The following is a 20,155-nucleotide window of genomic DNA, read 5'->3' on the forward strand; positions in this document are numbered from 1 at the left end:
GGATGGAAGTTTCACTTTATCCCGCATATAACTGGCAGTAAGCCCCCCACTTCAAGCGATAAAGTGAAATGAATATGGATAAGTGTGTGGTCGACTGCCAGTAAATGTCCGATTGGTTCACCTAACCATCCGCGGGAGATAAACACACTCCCCCACGGATGGAAGTTTCGCTTTATCCCGCATATAACTGGCAGTAAGCCCCCCACTTCAAGCGATAAAGTGAAATGAATATGGATAAGTGTGTGGTCGACTGCCAGTAAATGTCCGATTGGTTCACCTAACCATCCGTGGGAGATAAACACACTCCCCCACGGATGGAAGTTTCACTTTATAAATAATGAAAAATTGAGGGAGGAATGAGCATGAGTGTTGAAAGCGATTTCAAAAAAGAAGAATTTTCGAAAGGTAAGCCAGATTTCATTGCAGTATCTGAAAGTAAAGCATTTAAAAATTTAATTGCTAAACGGAAAAAGTTTATTCTACCGCTTACTGTTTTCTTTTTAGTTTTCTATTTTATGTTACCCATTTTAACTTCGTATTCTACAATTTTAAACACGCCGGTAATTGGCGATATCTCTTGGGCATGGATTTTTGCGTTTTGCCAATTTATTATGACTTGGGTTTTTTGTACCGTTTATGTTAAAAAATCAGCAAGCTTTGACCGCCAATCAGATGAAATCGTTGAAAATCAGCTAGGGGGTAGACATGAATGAATGCTACCGTAGTAACACTCTTCTTAATTATTGTCATAGCTACCTTGGTAATTACCTATTATGCAGCTAAAAAAACGCAAACAACCGGAGATTTTTATACTGCCGGTGGTGGATTAAAGGGGTGGCAAAATGGTCTTGCTATCGCAGGTGATTACCTATCAGCCGCTTCTTTTTTAGGCATAGCGGGAGCAATCGCGCTTTACGGATTTGATGGCTTCTTTTATAGTATTGGATTTTTAATAGCATATTTAGTTGTAATGTTCTTAGTAGCAGAGCCTCTTAGGAACTTAGGGAAATATACATTGGCAGACATGATTAATGCAAGATTTGATGCTAAAAAAGTAAGAGGAATTGCCGCGCTTAGCACGATTACTATTGTCATATTTTATATGATTGCCCAGCTTGTTGGTGCAGGAGCTTTAATTCAGCTATTATTTGATATAGATTATTGGATTGCAGTGCTAATAGTTGGAGTAATGATGACAATATATGTCTTATTTGGAGGCATGACGGCAACGAGCTGGGTGCAAATTATTAAGGCAGTATTATTAATGATTGGTACAGTGATTATTGCATTTATGGTATTGGCGAAGTTTAATTTTAATATTCTAGGCATGTTTAGCGAGATGAAAACGGTAACTAGTCATGGAGCAGATTACTTAAACCCAGGATTGAAGTATAACGTACCACTAGATACAATATCATTAATGTTAGCTTTAGTTCTCGGTACTGCAGGGCTGCCACATATTTTAATGCGGTTCTTTACAGTAAGAAATGCCAAAACAGCAAGAAGTTCTGTCGTAACAGCAACATGGGTCGTTGGTATATTTTATGTATTAACTATCTTTCTAGGATTTGGAGCAGCAGCATTTGTTGGGGAAGAGCTAATTACTGCGGCAAATCCTGCTGGTAATATGGCTGCTCCATTATTAGCAGAAGCACTTGGTGGAAATTTTCTAATGTCATTCGTTTCAGCGGTAGCGTTTGCAACCATACTTGCTGTTGTCGCTGGCCTTGTTTTGTCTGGAGCTTCCGCTTTTGCTCATGATATTTATGGACAAATTATAAAAAAAGGAAAAGCAACGGATAAGCAGCAGATGCTTGCAGCACGTTATGCTTCCTTAGGCGTTTCCGTATTCTCCATCATATTTGCCCTATTTGCACAAACAATGAATGTTGCATTCCTTGTATCGTTAGCATTTTGTGTTGCGGCAAGTGCCAATTTACCTGTGATCCTTTATACAATTTATTGGAAACGATTTAATACAGCAGGAGCAATTACGGCAATGTTATTCGGTCTCGTATCAGCGCTTGTTCTAGTTTCGATTAGTCCAAATGTATTTTCACCTATTGAAGGAGCAGCAATATTTGTTGGTGAACCTATTTTCCCATTAACCAATCCTGCATTGATTTCAGTACCATTAGGCTTTTTAGGCGGGTATATTGGAACTATGCTTTCTAAAGAAGTAGATTTAAACCATTATGCAGAAGTTCAAGTAAAAGCAAATACCGGGTATAGGGAATAGAAATGTAAATATGGCTGGCTCTCCATCGGAGTCAGCTTTTATTTAAATGAATGGCTTTTTTAGATAGTTTATCAGCATGGAAGTTTTGTTTCTCCGGAATCCATTTGATAAAAAAGAAAGAAAAGTGTGCTGCTTCCTCTTGTATTTTCTGTAGTAATGGCAAAAATTTTTGGTTTTTAGTGAATCCTTTCTCAATTACATCGACGACTAGCTTAGAATCAGATCGAAAGGAAAGAATCTCCTCTGGGAATTCTTTTCTGCATAATTCAAGTGCCTGAATTACAGCAAAGAACTCTGCTTCGTGATTTGATAGTATACCTAATGGATACGCATAATGATAATTATTTTTCCCTTTTTTTATAAATATCCCCGCACCACTTGGACCAGGATCTCCATTTGCAGCACCATCTGTGTACACTTCGATCATTCTTGATTACTCCCTTACTTGTGAAATACATTTCAACTGTGTTTTTACTGTCAACTAATCGGAGTATATGCCGAGATCTTAGTGACAGTAGTAGGACTAACTAACAGCGATGGATAAACGAATCGCATTATTGAAGCTTCAGCATTATTATAGCATGCGTAGATAGTAGGGAGAAAACCTATCGTTATTTTTTAGCTAATAAACTAGCTGTAATAAAAAATTTATGGCAAAATAAATGATAGGGGAAGTATTGGGGGGATAGACATGAAATTACAACTTGTAAATGAGCAAGTGTTGCAATGGAAAATGAATCAGTCCCTAATGCAATCCATTCAGTTATTACAAATGTCTAGTATGGAACTGATGGAATATATAAGGGAAATAGAAAAAGAAAATCCAGTCATTGAAGAAATTAGGTATAATGATGAGCATGTTCAGTATCGTTCTTCTGATACCTCTGTTTCTATTGGAGAAATCAATTCATCGGAGTTGACCTTATATGATCAATTAAAACAGCAATTGTTTACGCTTTCTATTTCCGAGGAAATAAGACCTGTTGTCTTGTTTGGAATTGATTCATTAAATGAAAGCGGTTACTTAGATGTATCATTGGACATATGGGCAGCTAAGTGTAATACTACCATTGAAATAGTAGAAGAAGCTTTAAAGCATATACAATCCTTAGAACCAGCTGGTATAGGTGCTAGATCATTATCTGAATGTATTGAGTTACAACTAGCAGCACAATCGTTCGTACCAGCCTTTTTGCAGGATCTCATACAAGAACACATAGAATGGCTGGCAGATGATAATATTCAGCGAATATCAGAACACTATGGAGTGTCTCATTCGTACGTTGAAGAAGTCATTGATCATATTAAAAATTGCCACCCTAAGCCAGGTCAGCTTCTTACAACGAAAAAAGCTGACTATATTATTCCAGAAGCTACTATTTTTAAAGAGGCTGGTAACTGGAAGATATCATTTTATTCGTGGAGCGTTCCAAAAATTACGATAAATACGGTTTACCAAAATAGTACCTTTAAGGAAAAACAAACTGCTAACTATGTGAAAGAAAAATTAAATCAGCTAGAATCGTTAAAAAAGGCTATTGTCTATAGAAGTGATACGCTGGAGCGGGTAATCCAGGTGATTGTTGAAAAGCAACATATGTATTTTGAAAAAGGAGCATCTATGCTTAGGCCTCTGACTTTGAGAGAGATTGCAAGTGATTTAGATCTGCATGTTTCCACAATAAGTCGAACGGTAGCTAATAAATATGTTCAAACAACGAATGGGGTACTGCCACTAAACTTCTTTTTGCAATCAGGTATTAAACAAGCAAACGGTTCAAAAGCATCTGCCTTAGCAGTAAAGCAGATGATAGCTGAACTAATTAGCAATGAAGATAAGATAAATCCTTTATCGGATGAGAAGATAAAAAATAAGTTAGCACTTGATTATAATTTGCAAATCGCAAGAAGAACAGTGATGAAATATCGAGAACAATTAAATATTCCGGCATCACTCAAACGGAAGGAGAGATAGCATGCTGAACATCATTTTGTATACGAAAGATTCTTGTCCACTATGTGATGATGCTAAGTTCATGCTGGAAGTTTTACAGAGGGACTATCCATTTAAACTGGAAGAGCGAGATATTTACACGAATGATAAGTGGTTGGAGACATATCAACTGCTTATTCCGTGTGTGGTTATAGATGACATTTCTATTGATGCTGCTCAGCTTAATTTTGCAGTATTAAGTGAGGCTCTAGAAGCTAAGGTATGACATCGTTTATCATGCCACTATCGAATCGTTAAACCTAGTAACTATTATAAGATAGGTAAGCGGTTTACGAAGTAGCAAAAAAACGGTCATACAGAAAGTAGTAAAAGCTTTTTTAGATAAATATACTTTTTAGTTGTGTAATTTTACATCTTTGCTATAATAAAAATTGTAGGAAGGATTTATTTTTTTGGTGCTTCCGGGACGCGATATAACCATCCGGGACTTTTTATGTCCATATATAAAGGAGTCCTTTGATGAGAGAGCTGATTGACTTACAGAAAAAATTATTACCAGATGTTCTAGAAATTATGCAGCAACGCTATGCAATTCTGCGAAGTATTGACTTATTACAGCCAATTGGTAGAAGGGGGCTTGCTGACAACACCAACATGACAGAGAGAAGTGTTCGAGGAGAAATTGACTTACTGCAGCATCAAGATTTAATTCAAGTTACTGCAAAAGGAATGTATATCTCGGAAGAGGGAAAAGTAGTACTGGAGAGCTTAGCTTCATTTATGGGTGAAATCATGGGGTTACGCGTTTTAGAAGAGCAATTACAGGATACATTATCTATAAGTAATGTTATTGTTGTCCCGGGTAATAGTGATGCTTATGGATGGGTAAAACAAGAATTAGGAAAAGCCTGTATTGCCTTTTTGAAAACGATCGTTGGTGAGGATAGTACCATAGCTGTAACAGGTGGAACAACGATGGCAGCAGTAGCGAGTATGATGACACCACTAAATAAAGAAGGTACCTTATTTGTCCCTGCTCGTGGAGGAATTGGTGAAAAAGTTGAAAATCAAGCAAACACAATTGCTGCTGAGATGGCCCGAAAAGCCAACGGTGATTACCGACTACTATATGTCCCAGATCCACTGAGTGAATCAGCTTATCAGTCTATTATCCAGGAGCCATCGATAAATGAGACCTTGGAACAAATAAAGAGTGCTACGATTGCATTACACGGTGTAGGAGACGCACTGACGATGGCGCACCGCAGAAAAACTTCTGAAACTGTTGTGAAAAAACTGAAGGAAAATCAAGCGATGAGTGAAGCTTTTGGCTATTATTTTGATAGCGAGGGCGATGTGGTTCATAAAGTGCGGACAGTAGGGATTCAATTAGAAGATCTAAAAAAAATCCCTTATGTCATAACCATCGCTGGTGGAGAGTCAAAGGCCCAAGCAATAGCATCCTTTTTTAAACAAGGAAAAAGTGATTTGCTAATTACCGATGAAGCGGCGGCAGAAGAGATTTTAAGGGGAACTACTTCCCTTTAAATATAATATTGTAAATAATTTTTTAGGAGGAATATACATGACAGTAAAAGTAGGAATTAACGGTTTTGGTAGAATTGGACGTAACGTATTTCGTCAATCTCTTAAGAATGATGAGGTTGAAGTAGTTGCAGTAAATGACTTAACAGATGCAAACATGCTTGCACATCTTTTAAAGTATGATTCCATTCATGGACATCTTGATGAAGAAGTATCTGTTAATGGCTCTAACATTGTAGTAGGTGGAAAAGAAATTAAAGTATTATCAGAACGCGACCCTGCTGATTTAGGCTGGGGAGATCTTGGTGTAGAAGTTGTCATTGAATCTACTGGTCGCTTCACAAATGGTGAAGATGCTCAGAAACATATCGATGCAGGAGCGAAAAAAGTAATTATTTCTGCACCTGGTAAAAATGAAGATTTAACAATGGTAATGGGGGTAAATGACGATCAGTATGACCCAGCTAAACATAATATTATTTCTAATGCGTCTTGTACAACAAACTGCTTAGCACCATATGCAAAAGTATTACACGACAAATTTGGAATTAAGCGTGGACTAATGACAACAATCCATTCTTACACAAATGATCAACAAATTCTTGATTTACCGCATAAAGATTATCGTCGTGCAAGAGCGGCTGCTCAAAACATTATTCCTACTACTACTGGTGCAGCTAAGGCAGTTGGAAAAGTACTTCCTGAACTGAATGGTAAACTAAATGGTGGTGCAGTACGAGTACCAACTCCAGATGGTTCATTGGTTGATCTAGTTGCTGAACTTGACCAAAATGTTACAGCAGAAGACATAAATGCTGCACTAAAAGAAGCTGCTGAAGGCGAGTTAAAAGGAATTCTAGAATATAGCGAAGAACCGCTTGTATCATCGGATATTGTTGGTAACACTCATTCTTCTATTGTAGATGGTTTATCAACAATGGTACTAGAAGATAACATGGTTAAAGTAATTTCATGGTATGATAATGAAATGGGTTATTCTTCTCGTTGTGTGGACTTAGCTGCATTCCTGAAAAAACAAGGACTATAAGATAAATAAGCGGGGGAGGGACCAAATCCTCCTCCGTTTTCCATGTTTTTATTTGCATGACTAATGATCCCATATAAGGGAATCCCTAAATTGTAATGAGAACTACATATTCCTAAAATAGGGAGGCAGAAGAACATGAACAAAAAATCATTAACAGATCTTGAGCTAAAAGGAAAAAGAGTATTTTGCCGAGTTGATTTCAACGTTCCAATGAAAGATGGTAAAGTAACTGATGATACTAGAATCAGAGCAGCATTGCCAACTATTGAATATCTTTCTAAACAGGGAGCAATAACAATACTTGCCAGTCATCTAGGACGTCCTAAAGGTGAAGTTGTAGAGGAACTACGCTTAGATCCTGTTGCAGACCGATTAAGTGATTTAATCGGTAAAGAAATTGTGAAGACGGATGCTGTTTACGGAGATGAAGTAAACGAAGCTGTTTCACAAGTTAGCGATGGAGACATTGTTTTAATTGAAAATGTTCGTTTTGAAGCTGGCGAAGAAAAGAATGATGAGAATCTTGTACAAGCATTTGCAAGTATGGCTGACTACTATGTTAATGACGCATTTGGAGCTGCACATCGCGCTCATGCTTCAACAACAGGTATTGCTGAGAAGCTTCCTGCTGCTGCAGGTTTCTTAATGGAAAAAGAAATTGAAGTATTAGGGAAAGCATTGGATAATCCGGAACGACCATTTACGGCAATAATTGGTGGAGCTAAAGTAAAAGACAAAATAAATGTCATTGATAATTTACTTGATAAAGTAGATAATTTAATTATCGGCGGCGGTTTAGCTTATACCTTTATTAAAGCACAAGGGTACGAAATTGGTAACTCTTTGTTAGAGGAAGATAAGATCGAACTCGCTAAGGATTTTATGAAAAAAGCAGAGGATAAAGGTGTTAATTTTGTCCTTCCCGTTGATGTGATTGTAGCAGATGACTTTGCGGAAACGGCTAATACGAAAGAAGTAGCAATTGATCAGATTCCTGCTGATTGGGAAGCGTTAGATATTGGACCGGCAACAAGTAAGAAATATGCACAAATCGTTGCTGATTCGAAACTAATCATCTGGAATGGACCAATGGGTGTGTTTGAAATGGAAGCATTTGCCAATGGCACAAAAGCAGTTGCAAATGCATTAGCAACGACAGAAGGATATACTGTAATTGGCGGTGGCGATTCTGCTGCTGCTGTTGAAAAATTTGATCTTAGTGAAAAAATGGATCATGTTTCAACTGGTGGTGGTGCATCCCTTGAATTTATGGAAGGAAAAGTGCTACCTGGTGTCGAAGCATTAAGTGATAAATAATAAAACATAATGAGGTGAGAAGATGCGCAAGAAAGTAATTGCTGGAAACTGGAAGATGAACAAAGTTTCAACAGAAGCGAATCAATTTGTTGATGAAGTCGGAGCAAAAATACCTGAAGATAAGAATGTAGAGGCAATTGTTTGTGCGCCATTCCCATTTTTAGCATCTCTTGTTGATAAAACAAAAGATACAAATCTTAAAGTTGCTGCACAAACGATGCACTATGAAGAAAGTGGAGCTTTTACCGGTGAAGTAAGTCCAGTTATGCTAGAGGATTTAGGTATAACGCATGTTGTACTTGGACATTCGGAGCGACGAGAATATTATAATGAAACGGACGAAACGGTGAATAAAAAAGTTCATGCTGCATTTAATCATCATTTAGTTCCAATTGTTTGTGTTGGTGAAACCCTAGAACAGCGTGAGGCAAATGAAACAATGGATCATGTCGAAAACCAAGTGATTAAAGCTTTAGAAGGTCTATCAGACCAACAAGTGGCTGAAACGATCATAGCTTATGAACCGATTTGGGCAATTGGTACAGGTAAAACAGCTACAAGTGCTGAAGCAAATGAAGTATGTGCATATATTAGACAAGTTATTGCAAAACTTACTTCAAAGGAAACAGCAGACCATGTAGTTATTCAATATGGTGGAAGTGTAAAACCAGCTAATATAGAGGAGTTACTAGCACAATCCGATATTGACGGTGCATTAGTTGGTGGTGCTAGCCTTCAACCAGAATCCTTCTTACAATTAGTGGAGGCAGGTAAAAAATGAAACAGGATAAATTAGCAGCATTAATCATCTTGGATGGCTTCGCTCTTCGTGATGAGGAAAAAGGAAATGCTGTAAAGCAAGCCAATACTCCTAACTTTGATCGTTATTGGAATACCTATGCTCACAACCAATTAACAGCATGTGGTGAGGCAGTTGGTCTACCTGAAGGGCAAATGGGAAACTCCGAGGTCGGGCATTTAAATATTGGAGCTGGGCGCATCGTTTATCAAAGTTTAACTCGTGTGAATTTGTCCATTAAGAATGGCGAGTTCTTTGAAAAAGAGGCCTTTAAAAAATCAATAGAAAATGCGAAGAAAAACAAAAAAGCATTGCATGTTTTTGGATTGCTTTCCGATGGAGGCGTGCATAGTCATATCAATCATTTATTTGCTTTATTAAAACTAGCAAAAGATAATGAGTTGAAAGAAGTGTACATCCATGCATTTCTTGATGGACGAGATGTTGGTCCGCAAACAGCGAAAGAATATATTAAACAAACGCAGGATAAGATCAAGGAATACGGTGTTGGTCAATTTGCAACCATTTCAGGCCGCTATTATTCCATGGATCGTGACAAACGTTGGGATCGTGTGAAAAAAGCGTATGATGCAATGGTATATGGAGAAGGACCAGCATATCAAGACCCAATAGAGGTTGTTGACGATTCATATGCAAATGAAATTTACGATGAGTTTGTTATTCCATCTGTCATCACAGATGAAAACGGTGAAGCAGTTGGGAAAATTAAAGATGGAGATTCTATAATCTTTTATAACTTCCGTCCAGATCGCGCTATTCAGATTTCACGTACCTTTGCAAATGAAGATTTTCGTGATTTTGATCGTGGTGAGCACGTGCCAAAAAATTTGGACTTTGTAATGTTAACGAATTTTAGTGAAACAGTCGATGGCTATGTTGCTTACGAACCTGTTAACCTAGATAATACAGTTGGCGAAGTATTATCTCAGCATAATTTGAAGCAATTACGTATTGCTGAGACAGAAAAATATCCACATGTCACTTTCTTTATGAGTGGTGGTCGTGAGAAAGAATTTGATGGTGAAAAACGTGTATTGATTGATTCGCCAAAGGTTGCAACATATGATTTAAAACCAGAAATGAGTGCTTATGGAGTGACGGACGCGTTGCTCAAAGAACTTGATGCTGGTGAACACAATGCAATTATCTTGAACTTTGCTAACCCGGACATGGTTGGACATTCTGGTAAATTACAGCCGACTATTAAAGCAATTGAAGTAGTTGATGAATGTCTAGGGAAAATTGTTGATAAAATTAAAGAGCTTGGCGGGAATGCCATTATTACTGCTGATCACGGTAATTCTGATGAGGTAGTTACGCTTGAAGGTAAGCCAATGACTGCTCATACGACAAATCCTGTTCCGGTAATTGTGACAGAAGAAAATATAACATTACGAGATGGTGGGATTTTAGCTGATCTATCACCAACCTTATTGGATTTACTAGGTATTGAAAAACCAGAAGAAATGACTGGCGAATCATTAATTAAATAAAAGGAAATTAAAGGAGAGAAAAATTATGCCATACATTACTGATGTATATGCACGTGAAGTATTAGACTCACGCGGTAACCCGACAGTTGAAGTGGAAGTATTTACAGAATCAGGTGCCTTCGGTTCTGCACTTGTGCCAAGCGGTGCATCTACCGGTGAATACGAGGCTGTGGAATTACGTGATGGTGATAAAGATCGTTATCTTGGAAAAGGTGTTCTAAAAGCAGTTCAAAACGTAAATGAAATAATTGCACCTGAATTACTTGGGATTGATGTTACTCGTCAGAATATCATCGATGCGTTAATGATCGAATTAGATGGAACTGAAAATAAAGGCAAACTTGGTGCTAACGCAATTCTTGGTGTATCCATGGCTGTAGCACATGCTGCTGCTAGTTATCTTGAAGTACCGTTATATAACTACCTCGGTGGATTTAATGCAAAAACCCTACCAACACCAATGATGAATATTCTTAATGGTGGTGAGCATGCCGATAATAACGTAGATATTCAAGAGTTTATGGTTATGCCAGTTGGAGCAGAAACGTTCCAAGAAGCACTACGTACGGGTGCTGAAATTTTCCATTCATTGAAAAATGTATTAAAATCAAAGGGGTATAACACAGCTGTTGGTGACGAAGGCGGATTTGCACCAAACCTTGCTTCTAATGAAGAAGCTTTACAAACAATTGTGGAAGCAATTGAAGCTGCTGGTTACAAGCCAGGAGAAGAAGTGAAGCTTGCAATGGATGTTGCTGCTTCAGAAATATATGAAGATGGTAAATATAATCTAAAAGGTGAAGGTGTTGTTCGTACTTCTGAAGAGATGGTTGATTGGTATGAAGACATGATCAACAAATACCCAATTATCTCCATTGAAGATGGACTAGATGAAAATGATTGGGATGGATTTAAAGTATTAACAGATCGTCTTGGTGGACGAGTACAGCTTGTCGGAGATGATTTATTTGTAACAAATACTAATAAGCTTTCCAAAGGTATTGAACAAGGTATTGGAAACTCTATCTTAGTAAAAGTTAATCAAATCGGTACATTAACAGAGACGTTCGAAGCAATCGAAATGGCAAAACGCGCTGGCTATACAGCGGTTATCTCACACCGTTCAGGAGAAACAGAAGATGCAACGATCGCTGACATTGCTGTAGCGACTAATGCAGGTCAGATCAAAACAGGTGCACCTTCTCGAACAGATCGTGTAGCTAAATACAATCAACTGCTTCGCATTGAAGATGAGCTAGCAGGCATGGGTGAATATGCTGGTAAGACAGCGTTCTATAACCTAAATAAATAGGGAAGAAAACCTCTTAAGGTATGGTGGTTATACTTTAAGAGGTTTTTTATAGGTTTATCCCACACATATAACTGGCAGTAATAATCCACTTTAAGCAATAAAGTAAAACCACTATGGGGAAGTGGAGGATCGATTGCCGGTAAATGTCCGGTCGGTTCAAAGGATTTTAGGTCTGTGGTGCTAACAATCAATGTGGGATAAATAAAACCCCCACTGATTAAAGTGTCACTTTATGCAGAAGTTGCTTCTATGTTCATAGAAGTTTCTATATTTTTTGAGTTTCTTAAACTTGATTAAATGGACGAATTATGTCATAGTTACTATGGAATTAATAATAGAATACTAAAGTTGTAGGGGGACCAGTGTTGCTGGTTGAGATTGTATCCGTAAGGTACTGACTCTTAGAACCTGATCTGGTTTAAACCAGCGTAGGGAACATGTTTGATACATCAAATATTAAGTTGTATATGCCCTAATGGTGATTAACCATCTAGGGCATTTTTTATAGTCTAAGAAATTATAAAATTTGCGTGTTGAGCTGCGTCCAGCTCCAGCGCCCAGAAACTAGGCTACTTCATCATGAATCGCCCTAATCTAAATCATCATCGGCTCGCAAGCTCACCGTGAGTCCTTTATCTCCGTTGAATCGTCGCTGCGTTGCTAATCGGGTGTTTGCGCTTTTATTCTTAGCGAAGGAATTACAGTCAAACAAGATGATACATACGCTGTTCCTTACAATGAGAAAGGTATTCAAGAGGAGGAAAACATTGAAGAAGCTTTTACTGCTTAGTTTAGGGATTACACTGCTTATATTAACGGCATGTGGTACAGAAGAGAAAGAACAAAGTCAGCAGAACAATGACTCAACAGAAAAGAAAAAGATCTCTGTTGTACTTGATTGGACACCAAATACGAATCATACAGGATTATATGTTGCAAAAGAGAAGGGATATTTTGAAGAGCAAGGCCTTGATGTGGACATAATTATGCCTGGTGAAGCGGGAGCAGATCAGTTAATTGCATCTGGTAAAGCAGATTTTGGTGTGAGTTATCAGGAGGGGATTACTGAAGCTCGTGTACAAGATATACCGATTGTTTCCATTGCTGCTGTTATACAGCATAATACCTCAGGTTTTGCCTCACCCAAGAATAAACAGATTACTACACCTAAAGATTTTGAAGATAAAACATATGGTGGCTGGGGAGCTCCAGTAGAAAAAGCGGTTCTAACCTCACTCATGCAGCAGGAAAATGCTAATGTAGAATCAGTTGATATTATCAACATGGGCGATACGGACTTTTTTACTGCGGTGAAAAGAGATATTGATTTTGCGTGGATTTATTATGGTTGGACTGGTGTAGAGGCAGAGCTCCGTGATGAAGAAATTAATATGGTGTATTTAACCGATTATTCGTCAAATTTAGATTATTACACGCCGGTTTTAGCTACCAATGAAAAAATGATCAAAGATGATCCAGAAACAGTTAAGCAATTCTTAGCTGCAGTATCTAAAGGTTATAATCTAGCAATTGAGCAACCAGAGGAAGCCGCTGATATCTTAATTAACGCTGTTCCTGATTTGGATGCAGAATTAGTAAAAGCAAGTCAAGCTTGGTTAGTGTCAAAGTATCAAGATGATGCGGACCAGTGGGGGGAACAAAAGCAAGAGGTATGGGAGAATTACGCCAATTGGATGTATGAGAATGAGCTGTTAGATAAACCGTTAGATAGTGAAAAAGCATTTACAAATGAGTTTTTACCAGAAACAAAGGAGGAATAAATGATGGCAGATGCACTAGTTAGTATTCAAATTATCCCGAAAACGAAAAATGGTGAAGATGTTATTCCGTATGTGGATGAAGCGATTAAGATTATCGATCATTCCGGAGTTAAGTATCAGGTAAGTCCACTAGAAACTACAATGCAAGGTGATCTTGCAGAACTATTTGGAATTATTGAGAAGATGAATAAAAGGATGACTGAAATTGGTTGTGAAAATGTTATTTCACAGGTGAAGGTTCTTTATCAACCTTCTGGAGCTTCCATGGAACAATTAACGGAGAAGTATCGCTAATGAGAAGATTGCGAGAAAAGGGATGGCGACCAGCTCTGGTCCTCATCCTTTTCCTTATCAGTTGGGAAATAGCTTGTCGTATTTTTTCGATCCCAGCTTGGCTACTACCTGCTCCAAGTGTAATATGGCAAGAAGCTGTCAATGGCTGGCCAAATTATGCTAGTCATCTACAATCGACTATCCAACTATCGATTATCGGATTTATGATAGGCAGCAGTGTAGGTACGCTCGTTGCTGTTTGTCTTCATCTCATTCCGACAGTTAGGGAAGCCTTTTATCCATTATTAATAATATCACAGAATATACCTATTATTATTTTAGCTCCCTTATTAGTAATTTGGTTTGGTTTTGGAATATTGCCGAAATTAATTGTTATTACACTTGTTTGTTTTTTTCCAATAACTATAGCAGCTTTAGATGGATTTAGACAAACAAGTGGAGAACTGAAACACTATATGCAAATGACAGGTGCCAGTAAAGGGCAAATCTTTCGTAAGCTAGAGTGGCCATATGGATTACCTTCTTTGTTTAGTGGTTTAAAGATATCGGCGACATATAGCGTAATGGGAGCGGTGATATCTGAATGGCTTGGTGCAAGTGAAGGAATTGGAGTATATATGACTTTGGCATCTTCGTCTTTCCGAACAGATCGTGTCTTTGTTGCTATCTTATTTATAGTGCTGCTAAGTTTATTGTTTTTTGGCTGTATTTCATTAATTGAAAAAAGAGTAATTAAATGGAAACCGGAAGAAGGGAAGATCAGTGAGTAACTTAGAACTTGTAAATCTAACAAAAAAATATGGGGAAACTACTATTCTTAATCGTATTTCATTAACGGTGCGAAACGGAGAGTTTGTTTCGATTGTTGGACCATCAGGAAGTGGGAAGAGCACGTTATTTCGACTGATTGGAGGGATTACCTCACCTAATTCCGGTACGATTAAATTAAATGGAAAAGAGATTATCGGCAAACGGGGATTCATCAGCTATATGCCTCAATCAGATTCCTTACTTCCTTGGCGTTCGATTTTACAAAATGTTGTCTTAGCGGCAGAAATTGCAGGTAGAAAAGATGAATTAGAAGCAAAACGAATGCTAGAACGAGCTTGCTTAAAAGGATATGAAAATGCATATCCCCATGAATTATCTGGAGGAATGAAGCAGCGCGCTTCTTTTGTACGCAGTATTTTAAGTCCCCAGCCTGTTATTTGTTTAGATGAACCATTTTCCGCATTGGATGAATTTACCCGTTTGGACATGCAAAAGTGGTTATTAGCAATGTGGAATGAGCATCAACGATCAATCCTTTTCGTAACGCATAATATAGAAGAAGCATTATTTCTATCTGATCGTGTGATCGTGTTGTCAGCTCGTCCGGCTTCGATAAAAAAAGAATTCACAATTCCTTTTTCAAGACCAAGAGAGGAAGCGTTAGTTTTATCAGAAGCATTTCTAGAGTATAAGAAAAGGATATATCAGGAATTGAGGGCTACAAATGGATAGCTTCATTATTGATGCACACATTCACTTAGATATGTATACACAGGAGGAACAAACAGAAATTATTAAATCTTTGAAACGGCATCATGTTAGCTCACTAATTTCTGTTTCGAATAACCTAGCATCGTCAATTTCCAATTTAAGGTTAGCGGAGAGATGTTCCGCAGTTAAACCTGCTTTCGGATTTCATCCGGAACAAGAAATACCTAACGATAATGATATAGCTGATTTAATACAATTTATTGACTCGAATCTAGACAGAGCAATTGCGGTAGGTGAAGTAGGTCTACCTTATTACAAGCGACAAGAAAATTCAAATTTAATGGTAAAGCCATATATTGAATTACTAGAATTATTTATACGAAAAGCTAAAGAATGGAATAAGCCAATTGTACTTCATGCAGTTTATGATGATGCTACCATTGCCTGTGATTTATTAGAAAAGTATTCCATCACCAATGCACAGTTTCATTGGTTTAAGGGTGACAAACCTACAATGGAACGAATGAGCCAGAATGGATATTTTATATCCATCACACCAGATGTCATGTACGAACGAGAAATTAACCAGCTAGTTAATAAATACCCAATAACTCATATGATGGTGGAAACGGATGGGCCTTGGCAGTTTGCTGGTCCGTTTATCAACCAACTGACCCATCCAAAAATGATCCATAAGTCGATTAAACAAATAGCGACAATTAAAAAAATGCCTCTTCCTGATGTACAGGAACAACTTTATGTTAATACATCCCAGTTCTTTCATCTTAAGAATGACAAGTGAACATAGGACGAGTATGAATGGGAATATCATGTTAACAAGACATATGTTTATGGAGGGTTTTTATGTCTCAAAAAGTGTTGTTATTTGGTGATGTAGGTATTGATGATACAATCGCGCTTATCTATGCTTATTTGAACGATGATGTAGAAGTCATCGGCATTGTGGCGGATTATGGAAACGTATCAAGAGAAAATGCAATTGCGAATATCTTATATATCCGCAGTCTTTTTCCAACAAAAGAGGTAGAGGATATTAAAGTAATTGCTGGTGCACATATTCCAATGACTGGAGAACCCCCAGTATATGTTCCGGAAATACATGGGGAATATGGATTGGGACCAATTATTCCCCCTAAAAATATGCAGAATGGTATTAGCGAAAATTTCTGTGAAATTATTGATTTAATTGAAACGTATAAAGATGAATTAGTGATTGTTAATATTGGAAGATTGACTTCTTTAGCTAGCTTATTCATCTTATATAAATCATTAATGACTACCATAAAGGAATATTACATTATGGGTGGCGCTTTCTGGGTACCAGGTAATATTACAGCTGTCTCTGAAGCTAATTTTCATGGTGACCCAGTGGCTGCTCAAGTAGTACTTGCTCACGCAAACAATGTAACCATTATTCCTCTTAATGTCACTAAATATGCGATAGCAACACCTCAAATGGTTGAGTATATTGATCGAATGGGTTCCGTTAGTATTGTGAAAGTATTACTGGATTATTATTATGATTTTTATAAAAAACGCAACCCATCGATTCAAGGTAGCCCATTACATGATGTATTGACACTTATGGCCGTTGTAAAGCCTGATATGATGACATATCAATATCTTCCTGTTCATATCATTCAAGCGCAGACAGGAATAGTGAGGGGACAAAGTATTGCTGATATTCGTCCATATGTTAATTTAGAAGATATGCAAGATGGTGAAGAGGTAGGTGGGAGAGTCCATCGTATTGCCTTTAATCTCGATTATCAAAAATTCTATATTGATTTCATGTCCATTATGACTGGTGAAAGATTCAGCTAGAAGAAAATATTCCCTATAATAGTAATAGTATGTTATAATATAAGTAAGCGTTTGCAAATGGGTTTATCAAGCAGTTCAATCTAAACTTGAAACAGGGGAGTCATGACGAAGTAGTCATTTATACTATCTTATAAACAAAGAAGATGACCTCAGGGAGAAATCACCTTCTTTATTTGTATAGCTATTCTGTTTTCTCTTTAATAAATTCTACAACTTCTTCAGCAGTACCCATTGAAAGGATTTTATCTTTATAAGCTACCATTTTTTCTTTAGATAGCTTACGAAGTTGTGTACGAGCCGGTAAGATCGACGTTGCACTCATACTGAATTCATCTAAACCAAGACCAAGTAGAATTGGAATAGCAATGGAGTCACCTGCCATCTCACCGCACATTCCAACCCATTTATCCTCACTATGTGCTGCTTCAATAACAGTATGGATTAGGTTCAGAATTGCAGGGTTATATGGTTGATATAGGTAGGAAACCTGCTCATTCATTCGGTCAGCAGCCATCGTATATTGGATTAAATCGTTTGTTCCAATACTGAAGAAGTCAACTTCCTTTGCAAATTGCTTAGCGATTACAGCTGTGGATGGAATCTCCACCATGATACCAACCTCAATGTCGTTGGAAACTTCGAAACCTTCTTTTAGTAAGGATTCTTTTTCGTCCATTAAAATAGCCTTAGCCTTGCGGAATTCTTCCAATGTTGCGATCATCGGAAACATGATTTTTAAGTTACCGTAAACGCTTGCTCGTAAAAGTGCACGTAATTGTGGACGAAAGACATTCTCATTTTCTAAGCAGAAGCGAATAGCTCGGAAGCCAAGGAATGGATTTAGTTCCTCAGGAAGGTCTAAATAGTTTAATTCCTTATCTCCACCAATATCCAATGTACGAACAACGACAGGCTTTCCTTCCATTTGCTCTAGTACTGATTTGTAAGCAGTGAACTGCTCTTCTTCTGTTGGGAGCTGACTTTTACCCATATATAAAAATTCTGTACGATATAGTCCAATGCCTTCACCGCCATTAGCTAGCACACCTTCAACATCATCTGGAGTACCAATGTTGGCAGCTAGTTCCACTTGTTCTCCATCTTCCGAAAATGTAGGCTCGTCTTTTAGCTTAGCCCATTCTTGCTTCATCTCGGCAAACGCTTCTTGTTTCTTTCGATATTCTGCTATTTCTTCTTCAGACGGATTGATAATAACTATTCCTGCATTTCCGTCAACAATGATCGTATCATCTTTTTTAACAGATGCTGTTATTTCTTTCGTACCAACAACCGCAGGAATTTCTAATGACCTAGCCATAATCGCTGAATGGGAGGTGCGGCCACCGATATCAGTAGCAAAGCCCTTAACAAAATCACGATTTAATTGTGCAGTATCCGAAGGGGTTAAATCGTTCGCAATGACAATTACCTCTTCGTTAATTAAAGCAGGATCAGGGAAGGTAACCCCTAATAAATGAGCCATAACTCGCTTTGTTACATCATGAATATCTGCAGCGCGTTCACGCATATAGGCATTATCCATATTCTTAAACATATCGATAAACATATTGGCTGTTTCTTCAAGAGCAGTTTCGGCAATGACATTTTCAGCTTTTATTTTATCCTTAATAGGGTTTATTAGTTCAGGGTCACTAAGTACTAATAAATGGGCTGAAAAAATTTCGGCATGTTCATCACCGATATTTTCTTTAGTATGTGCCTTGATTTTCTCAAGTTCTTGCTTAGAAATTTCAAGCGCTTTATCTAATCGCTCTATTTCGACATCTGGATTGTCGATAGATACTTTTTCAAATGACAAATCTGGAGATGCAAGCTGGTATACTTTTGCGATTGCAATTCCAGATGAAGCGGCAATTCCTTGAACATTTGACATATTTGTTACCCAACCTTTCTACAATTCAATCAACCTCTATTTTACCCCCTTGCATTAGTAGGTACAAGCAATCAGCGACAATTTATTTAAAGTTTGTCGAAAAAGACGGAAAAAAGTTAGAAATTATTTAAAAAGTACGAGTGAATTCGGGGTTTCACTCTATATACTGGAAATATTTGCTTGTAACCAGCTATTTATTGCAGTATACACCTCTTCTTTATTTGCTTCATTCAACAGTTCATGTCTACCTTTTGTAAAGACCATTGTAGTTATGCTTTCAAGACCGGCTTTTTCAAAAAGTCGTGCTGTCTTCCAGATCCCCTTTTCATAGTTACCGACCGGATCACAGTCACCACTTAGGATGAGAAGTGGAAAATTATGACGAATATGCTTATTATTGCTTGTCTTTTGCATGGTAAGTAAACCTTCCATTAAGTCAAAAAAGAAACGACCAGTAGGGATAAAGCCTGTAAATGGATCTTTTACGTATTTTTGAACCGTTACATGATCACTACTTAACCATTCAAAGCCAGTGGAAGCATCTGCGATTTTTTTATTATATGTACCAAATACAAGCTTGTTCATCCACGGTGCTTCTTTCTTTGGTGAAAAGAAGCTAGCCAGTTGCTTACCGGCTATTGTTTTTAAACGAGGAAAATGACCCGTTCCAGATAGAATAGCGCCATCCACTAAGCTACTATTTTGCTGAATAAAAATGCGAATAAGAAAAGAGCCCATACTATGACCAATTAAAAATAGAGGTAACGTAGGATGGCTTGCTTTAATTTGTTTAGATAGCTGGACGAGATCATCAGCAGTCCTAAAAAATCCATGACTATCAGCGAAATATCCTAATTTCCCCTGTCTCTCACCAGTTCTACCATGCCCTCGATGATCATTGCCATAAACAATAAAACCTTGTGAAGTTAAGTATGAAGCAAAATTCTCATATCGTTCGATATGTTCCATCATACCATGTGCAATTTGTATGACTGCTTTAGCTTGTTTTTTGGGTTCCCACTTTTGAACAAAGATATCAACATTATCTGGTGATGTGTACCAAAAGGTATCTTTAAGATTCATTTTACTCCTCCTCCGTTTGTATTCCCACTTCTGCACAAATAGTCTTAT

General features: G+C 37.6%; 19 protein-coding genes and 1 riboswitch. Of the genes, 16 read left to right on the forward strand and 3 right to left on the reverse strand.

Annotated features, from left to right (window positions below; all coding sequences use genetic code 11):
- Positions 1 to 356: 356 nt before the first annotated feature.
- Positions 357 to 713 carry a DUF485 domain-containing protein gene (locus tag ABDZ84_RS19505; protein ID WP_026681640.1) on the forward strand — a complete coding sequence of 119 codons (357 nt, stop codon included), beginning with the start codon at positions 357 to 359 and terminating at the stop codon, positions 711 to 713.
- Positions 710 to 2,239 carry a solute symporter family protein gene (locus ABDZ84_RS19510; protein ID WP_026681639.1) on the forward strand — a complete coding sequence of 510 codons (1,530 nt, stop codon included), beginning with the start codon at positions 710 to 712 and terminating at the stop codon, positions 2,237 to 2,239. The genes ABDZ84_RS19505 and ABDZ84_RS19510 overlap by 4 nt, the downstream gene beginning before the upstream one ends.
- A 31-nt stretch (positions 2,240 to 2,270) precedes the next feature.
- Here ABDZ84_RS19510 and ABDZ84_RS19515 read toward each other — a convergent pair whose 3' ends face one another.
- The gene (locus tag ABDZ84_RS19515; RefSeq protein ID WP_026681638.1) at positions 2,271 to 2,666 is read right to left on the reverse strand and encodes a ribonuclease HI family protein; all 396 of its coding nucleotides are present in this window, start codon (positions 2,664 to 2,666) and stop codon (positions 2,271 to 2,273) included.
- A gap of 264 nt (positions 2,667 to 2,930) precedes the next feature.
- Between ABDZ84_RS19515 and rpoN the strand changes: the two genes are divergently transcribed.
- The 14 genes from rpoN to ABDZ84_RS19585 all read left to right on the forward strand — a co-directional run bounded on the left by rpoN (position 2,931) and on the right by ABDZ84_RS19585 (position 17,130).
- On the forward strand, positions 2,931 to 4,214 hold the full coding sequence (gene rpoN, locus ABDZ84_RS19520) for an RNA polymerase factor sigma-54 (protein ID WP_343782711.1): 1,284 nt from the start codon (positions 2,931 to 2,933) through the stop codon (positions 4,212 to 4,214).
- 1 nt (position 4,215) lies between these two features.
- Positions 4,216 to 4,458, forward strand: coding sequence for a glutaredoxin family protein (locus ABDZ84_RS19525; RefSeq protein WP_080668693.1), 243 nt, complete (start codon positions 4,216 to 4,218; stop codon positions 4,456 to 4,458).
- A 254-nt stretch (positions 4,459 to 4,712) separates the two neighbouring features.
- Entirely contained in the window at positions 4,713 to 5,741 is a 1,029-nt protein-coding gene (locus ABDZ84_RS19530; protein ID WP_121605646.1) for a sugar-binding transcriptional regulator, read from the forward strand.
- A gap of 37 nt (positions 5,742 to 5,778) precedes the next feature.
- Entirely contained in the window at positions 5,779 to 6,786 is a 1,008-nt protein-coding gene (gene gap, locus ABDZ84_RS19535; RefSeq protein WP_121605645.1) for a type I glyceraldehyde-3-phosphate dehydrogenase, read from the forward strand.
- A 135-nt stretch (positions 6,787 to 6,921) separates the two neighbouring features.
- On the forward strand, positions 6,922 to 8,103 hold the full coding sequence (locus ABDZ84_RS19540) for a phosphoglycerate kinase (protein ID WP_026681633.1): 1,182 nt from the start codon (positions 6,922 to 6,924) through the stop codon (positions 8,101 to 8,103).
- 22 nt (positions 8,104 to 8,125) lie between these two features.
- Entirely contained in the window at positions 8,126 to 8,884 is a 759-nt protein-coding gene (tpiA, locus tag ABDZ84_RS19545) for a triose-phosphate isomerase (protein WP_026681632.1), read from the forward strand.
- Positions 8,881 to 10,416, forward strand: a complete 1,536-nt coding sequence (gene gpmI / locus ABDZ84_RS19550) for a 2,3-bisphosphoglycerate-independent phosphoglycerate mutase (protein WP_026681631.1) — start codon at positions 8,881 to 8,883, stop codon at positions 10,414 to 10,416. Before tpiA ends, gpmI begins: the two co-directional genes overlap by 4 nt.
- Before the next feature lie 25 nt (positions 10,417 to 10,441).
- A complete protein-coding gene (gene eno, locus ABDZ84_RS19555; protein WP_026681630.1) occupies positions 10,442 to 11,728 on the forward strand; it encodes a phosphopyruvate hydratase in 1,287 nt (428 codons plus the stop codon).
- A gap of 342 nt (positions 11,729 to 12,070) precedes the next feature.
- A riboswitch (TPP riboswitch) is annotated at positions 12,071 to 12,180 on the forward strand.
- A gap of 315 nt (positions 12,181 to 12,495) precedes the next feature.
- Positions 12,496 to 13,509 (forward strand): ABC transporter substrate-binding protein, encoded by a 1,014-nt coding sequence (locus ABDZ84_RS19560; RefSeq protein WP_343782717.1) that lies wholly within the window; start codon positions 12,496 to 12,498, stop codon positions 13,507 to 13,509.
- Between the two features lie 3 nt (positions 13,510 to 13,512).
- Entirely contained in the window at positions 13,513 to 13,803 is a 291-nt protein-coding gene (locus tag ABDZ84_RS19565; RefSeq protein WP_026681628.1) for a thiamine-binding protein, read from the forward strand.
- A complete protein-coding gene (locus ABDZ84_RS19570; protein ID WP_026681627.1) occupies positions 13,803 to 14,573 on the forward strand; it encodes an ABC transporter permease in 771 nt (256 codons plus the stop codon). The genes ABDZ84_RS19565 and ABDZ84_RS19570 overlap by 1 nt, the downstream gene beginning before the upstream one ends.
- On the forward strand, positions 14,566 to 15,306 hold the full coding sequence (locus ABDZ84_RS19575; protein ID WP_343782720.1) for an ABC transporter ATP-binding protein: 741 nt from the start codon (positions 14,566 to 14,568) through the stop codon (positions 15,304 to 15,306). Before ABDZ84_RS19570 ends, ABDZ84_RS19575 begins: the two co-directional genes overlap by 8 nt.
- On the forward strand, positions 15,299 to 16,087 hold the full coding sequence (locus ABDZ84_RS19580; protein WP_026681625.1) for a TatD family hydrolase: 789 nt from the start codon (positions 15,299 to 15,301) through the stop codon (positions 16,085 to 16,087). Before ABDZ84_RS19575 ends, ABDZ84_RS19580 begins: the two co-directional genes overlap by 8 nt.
- Positions 16,088 to 16,149: 62 nt before the next feature.
- A complete protein-coding gene (locus ABDZ84_RS19585) occupies positions 16,150 to 17,130 on the forward strand; it encodes a nucleoside hydrolase (RefSeq protein ID WP_026681624.1) in 981 nt (326 codons plus the stop codon).
- A 181-nt stretch (positions 17,131 to 17,311) separates the two neighbouring features.
- Here ABDZ84_RS19585 and ptsP read toward each other — a convergent pair whose 3' ends face one another.
- Positions 17,312 to 19,024, reverse strand: a complete 1,713-nt coding sequence (gene ptsP / locus ABDZ84_RS19590) for a phosphoenolpyruvate--protein phosphotransferase (protein ID WP_166530214.1) — start codon at positions 19,022 to 19,024, stop codon at positions 17,312 to 17,314.
- A 159-nt stretch (positions 19,025 to 19,183) separates the two neighbouring features.
- Complete coding sequence (locus ABDZ84_RS19595) at positions 19,184 to 20,107, reverse strand: alpha/beta fold hydrolase (RefSeq protein WP_343782723.1); 924 nt, start codon at positions 20,105 to 20,107, stop codon at positions 19,184 to 19,186.
- Positions 20,108 to 20,155: the final 48 nt, after the last annotated feature.

Source organism: Virgibacillus salarius, assembly GCF_039521925.1.
Lineage (GTDB): Bacteria > Bacillota > Bacilli > Bacillales > Amphibacillaceae > Virgibacillus > Virgibacillus salarius.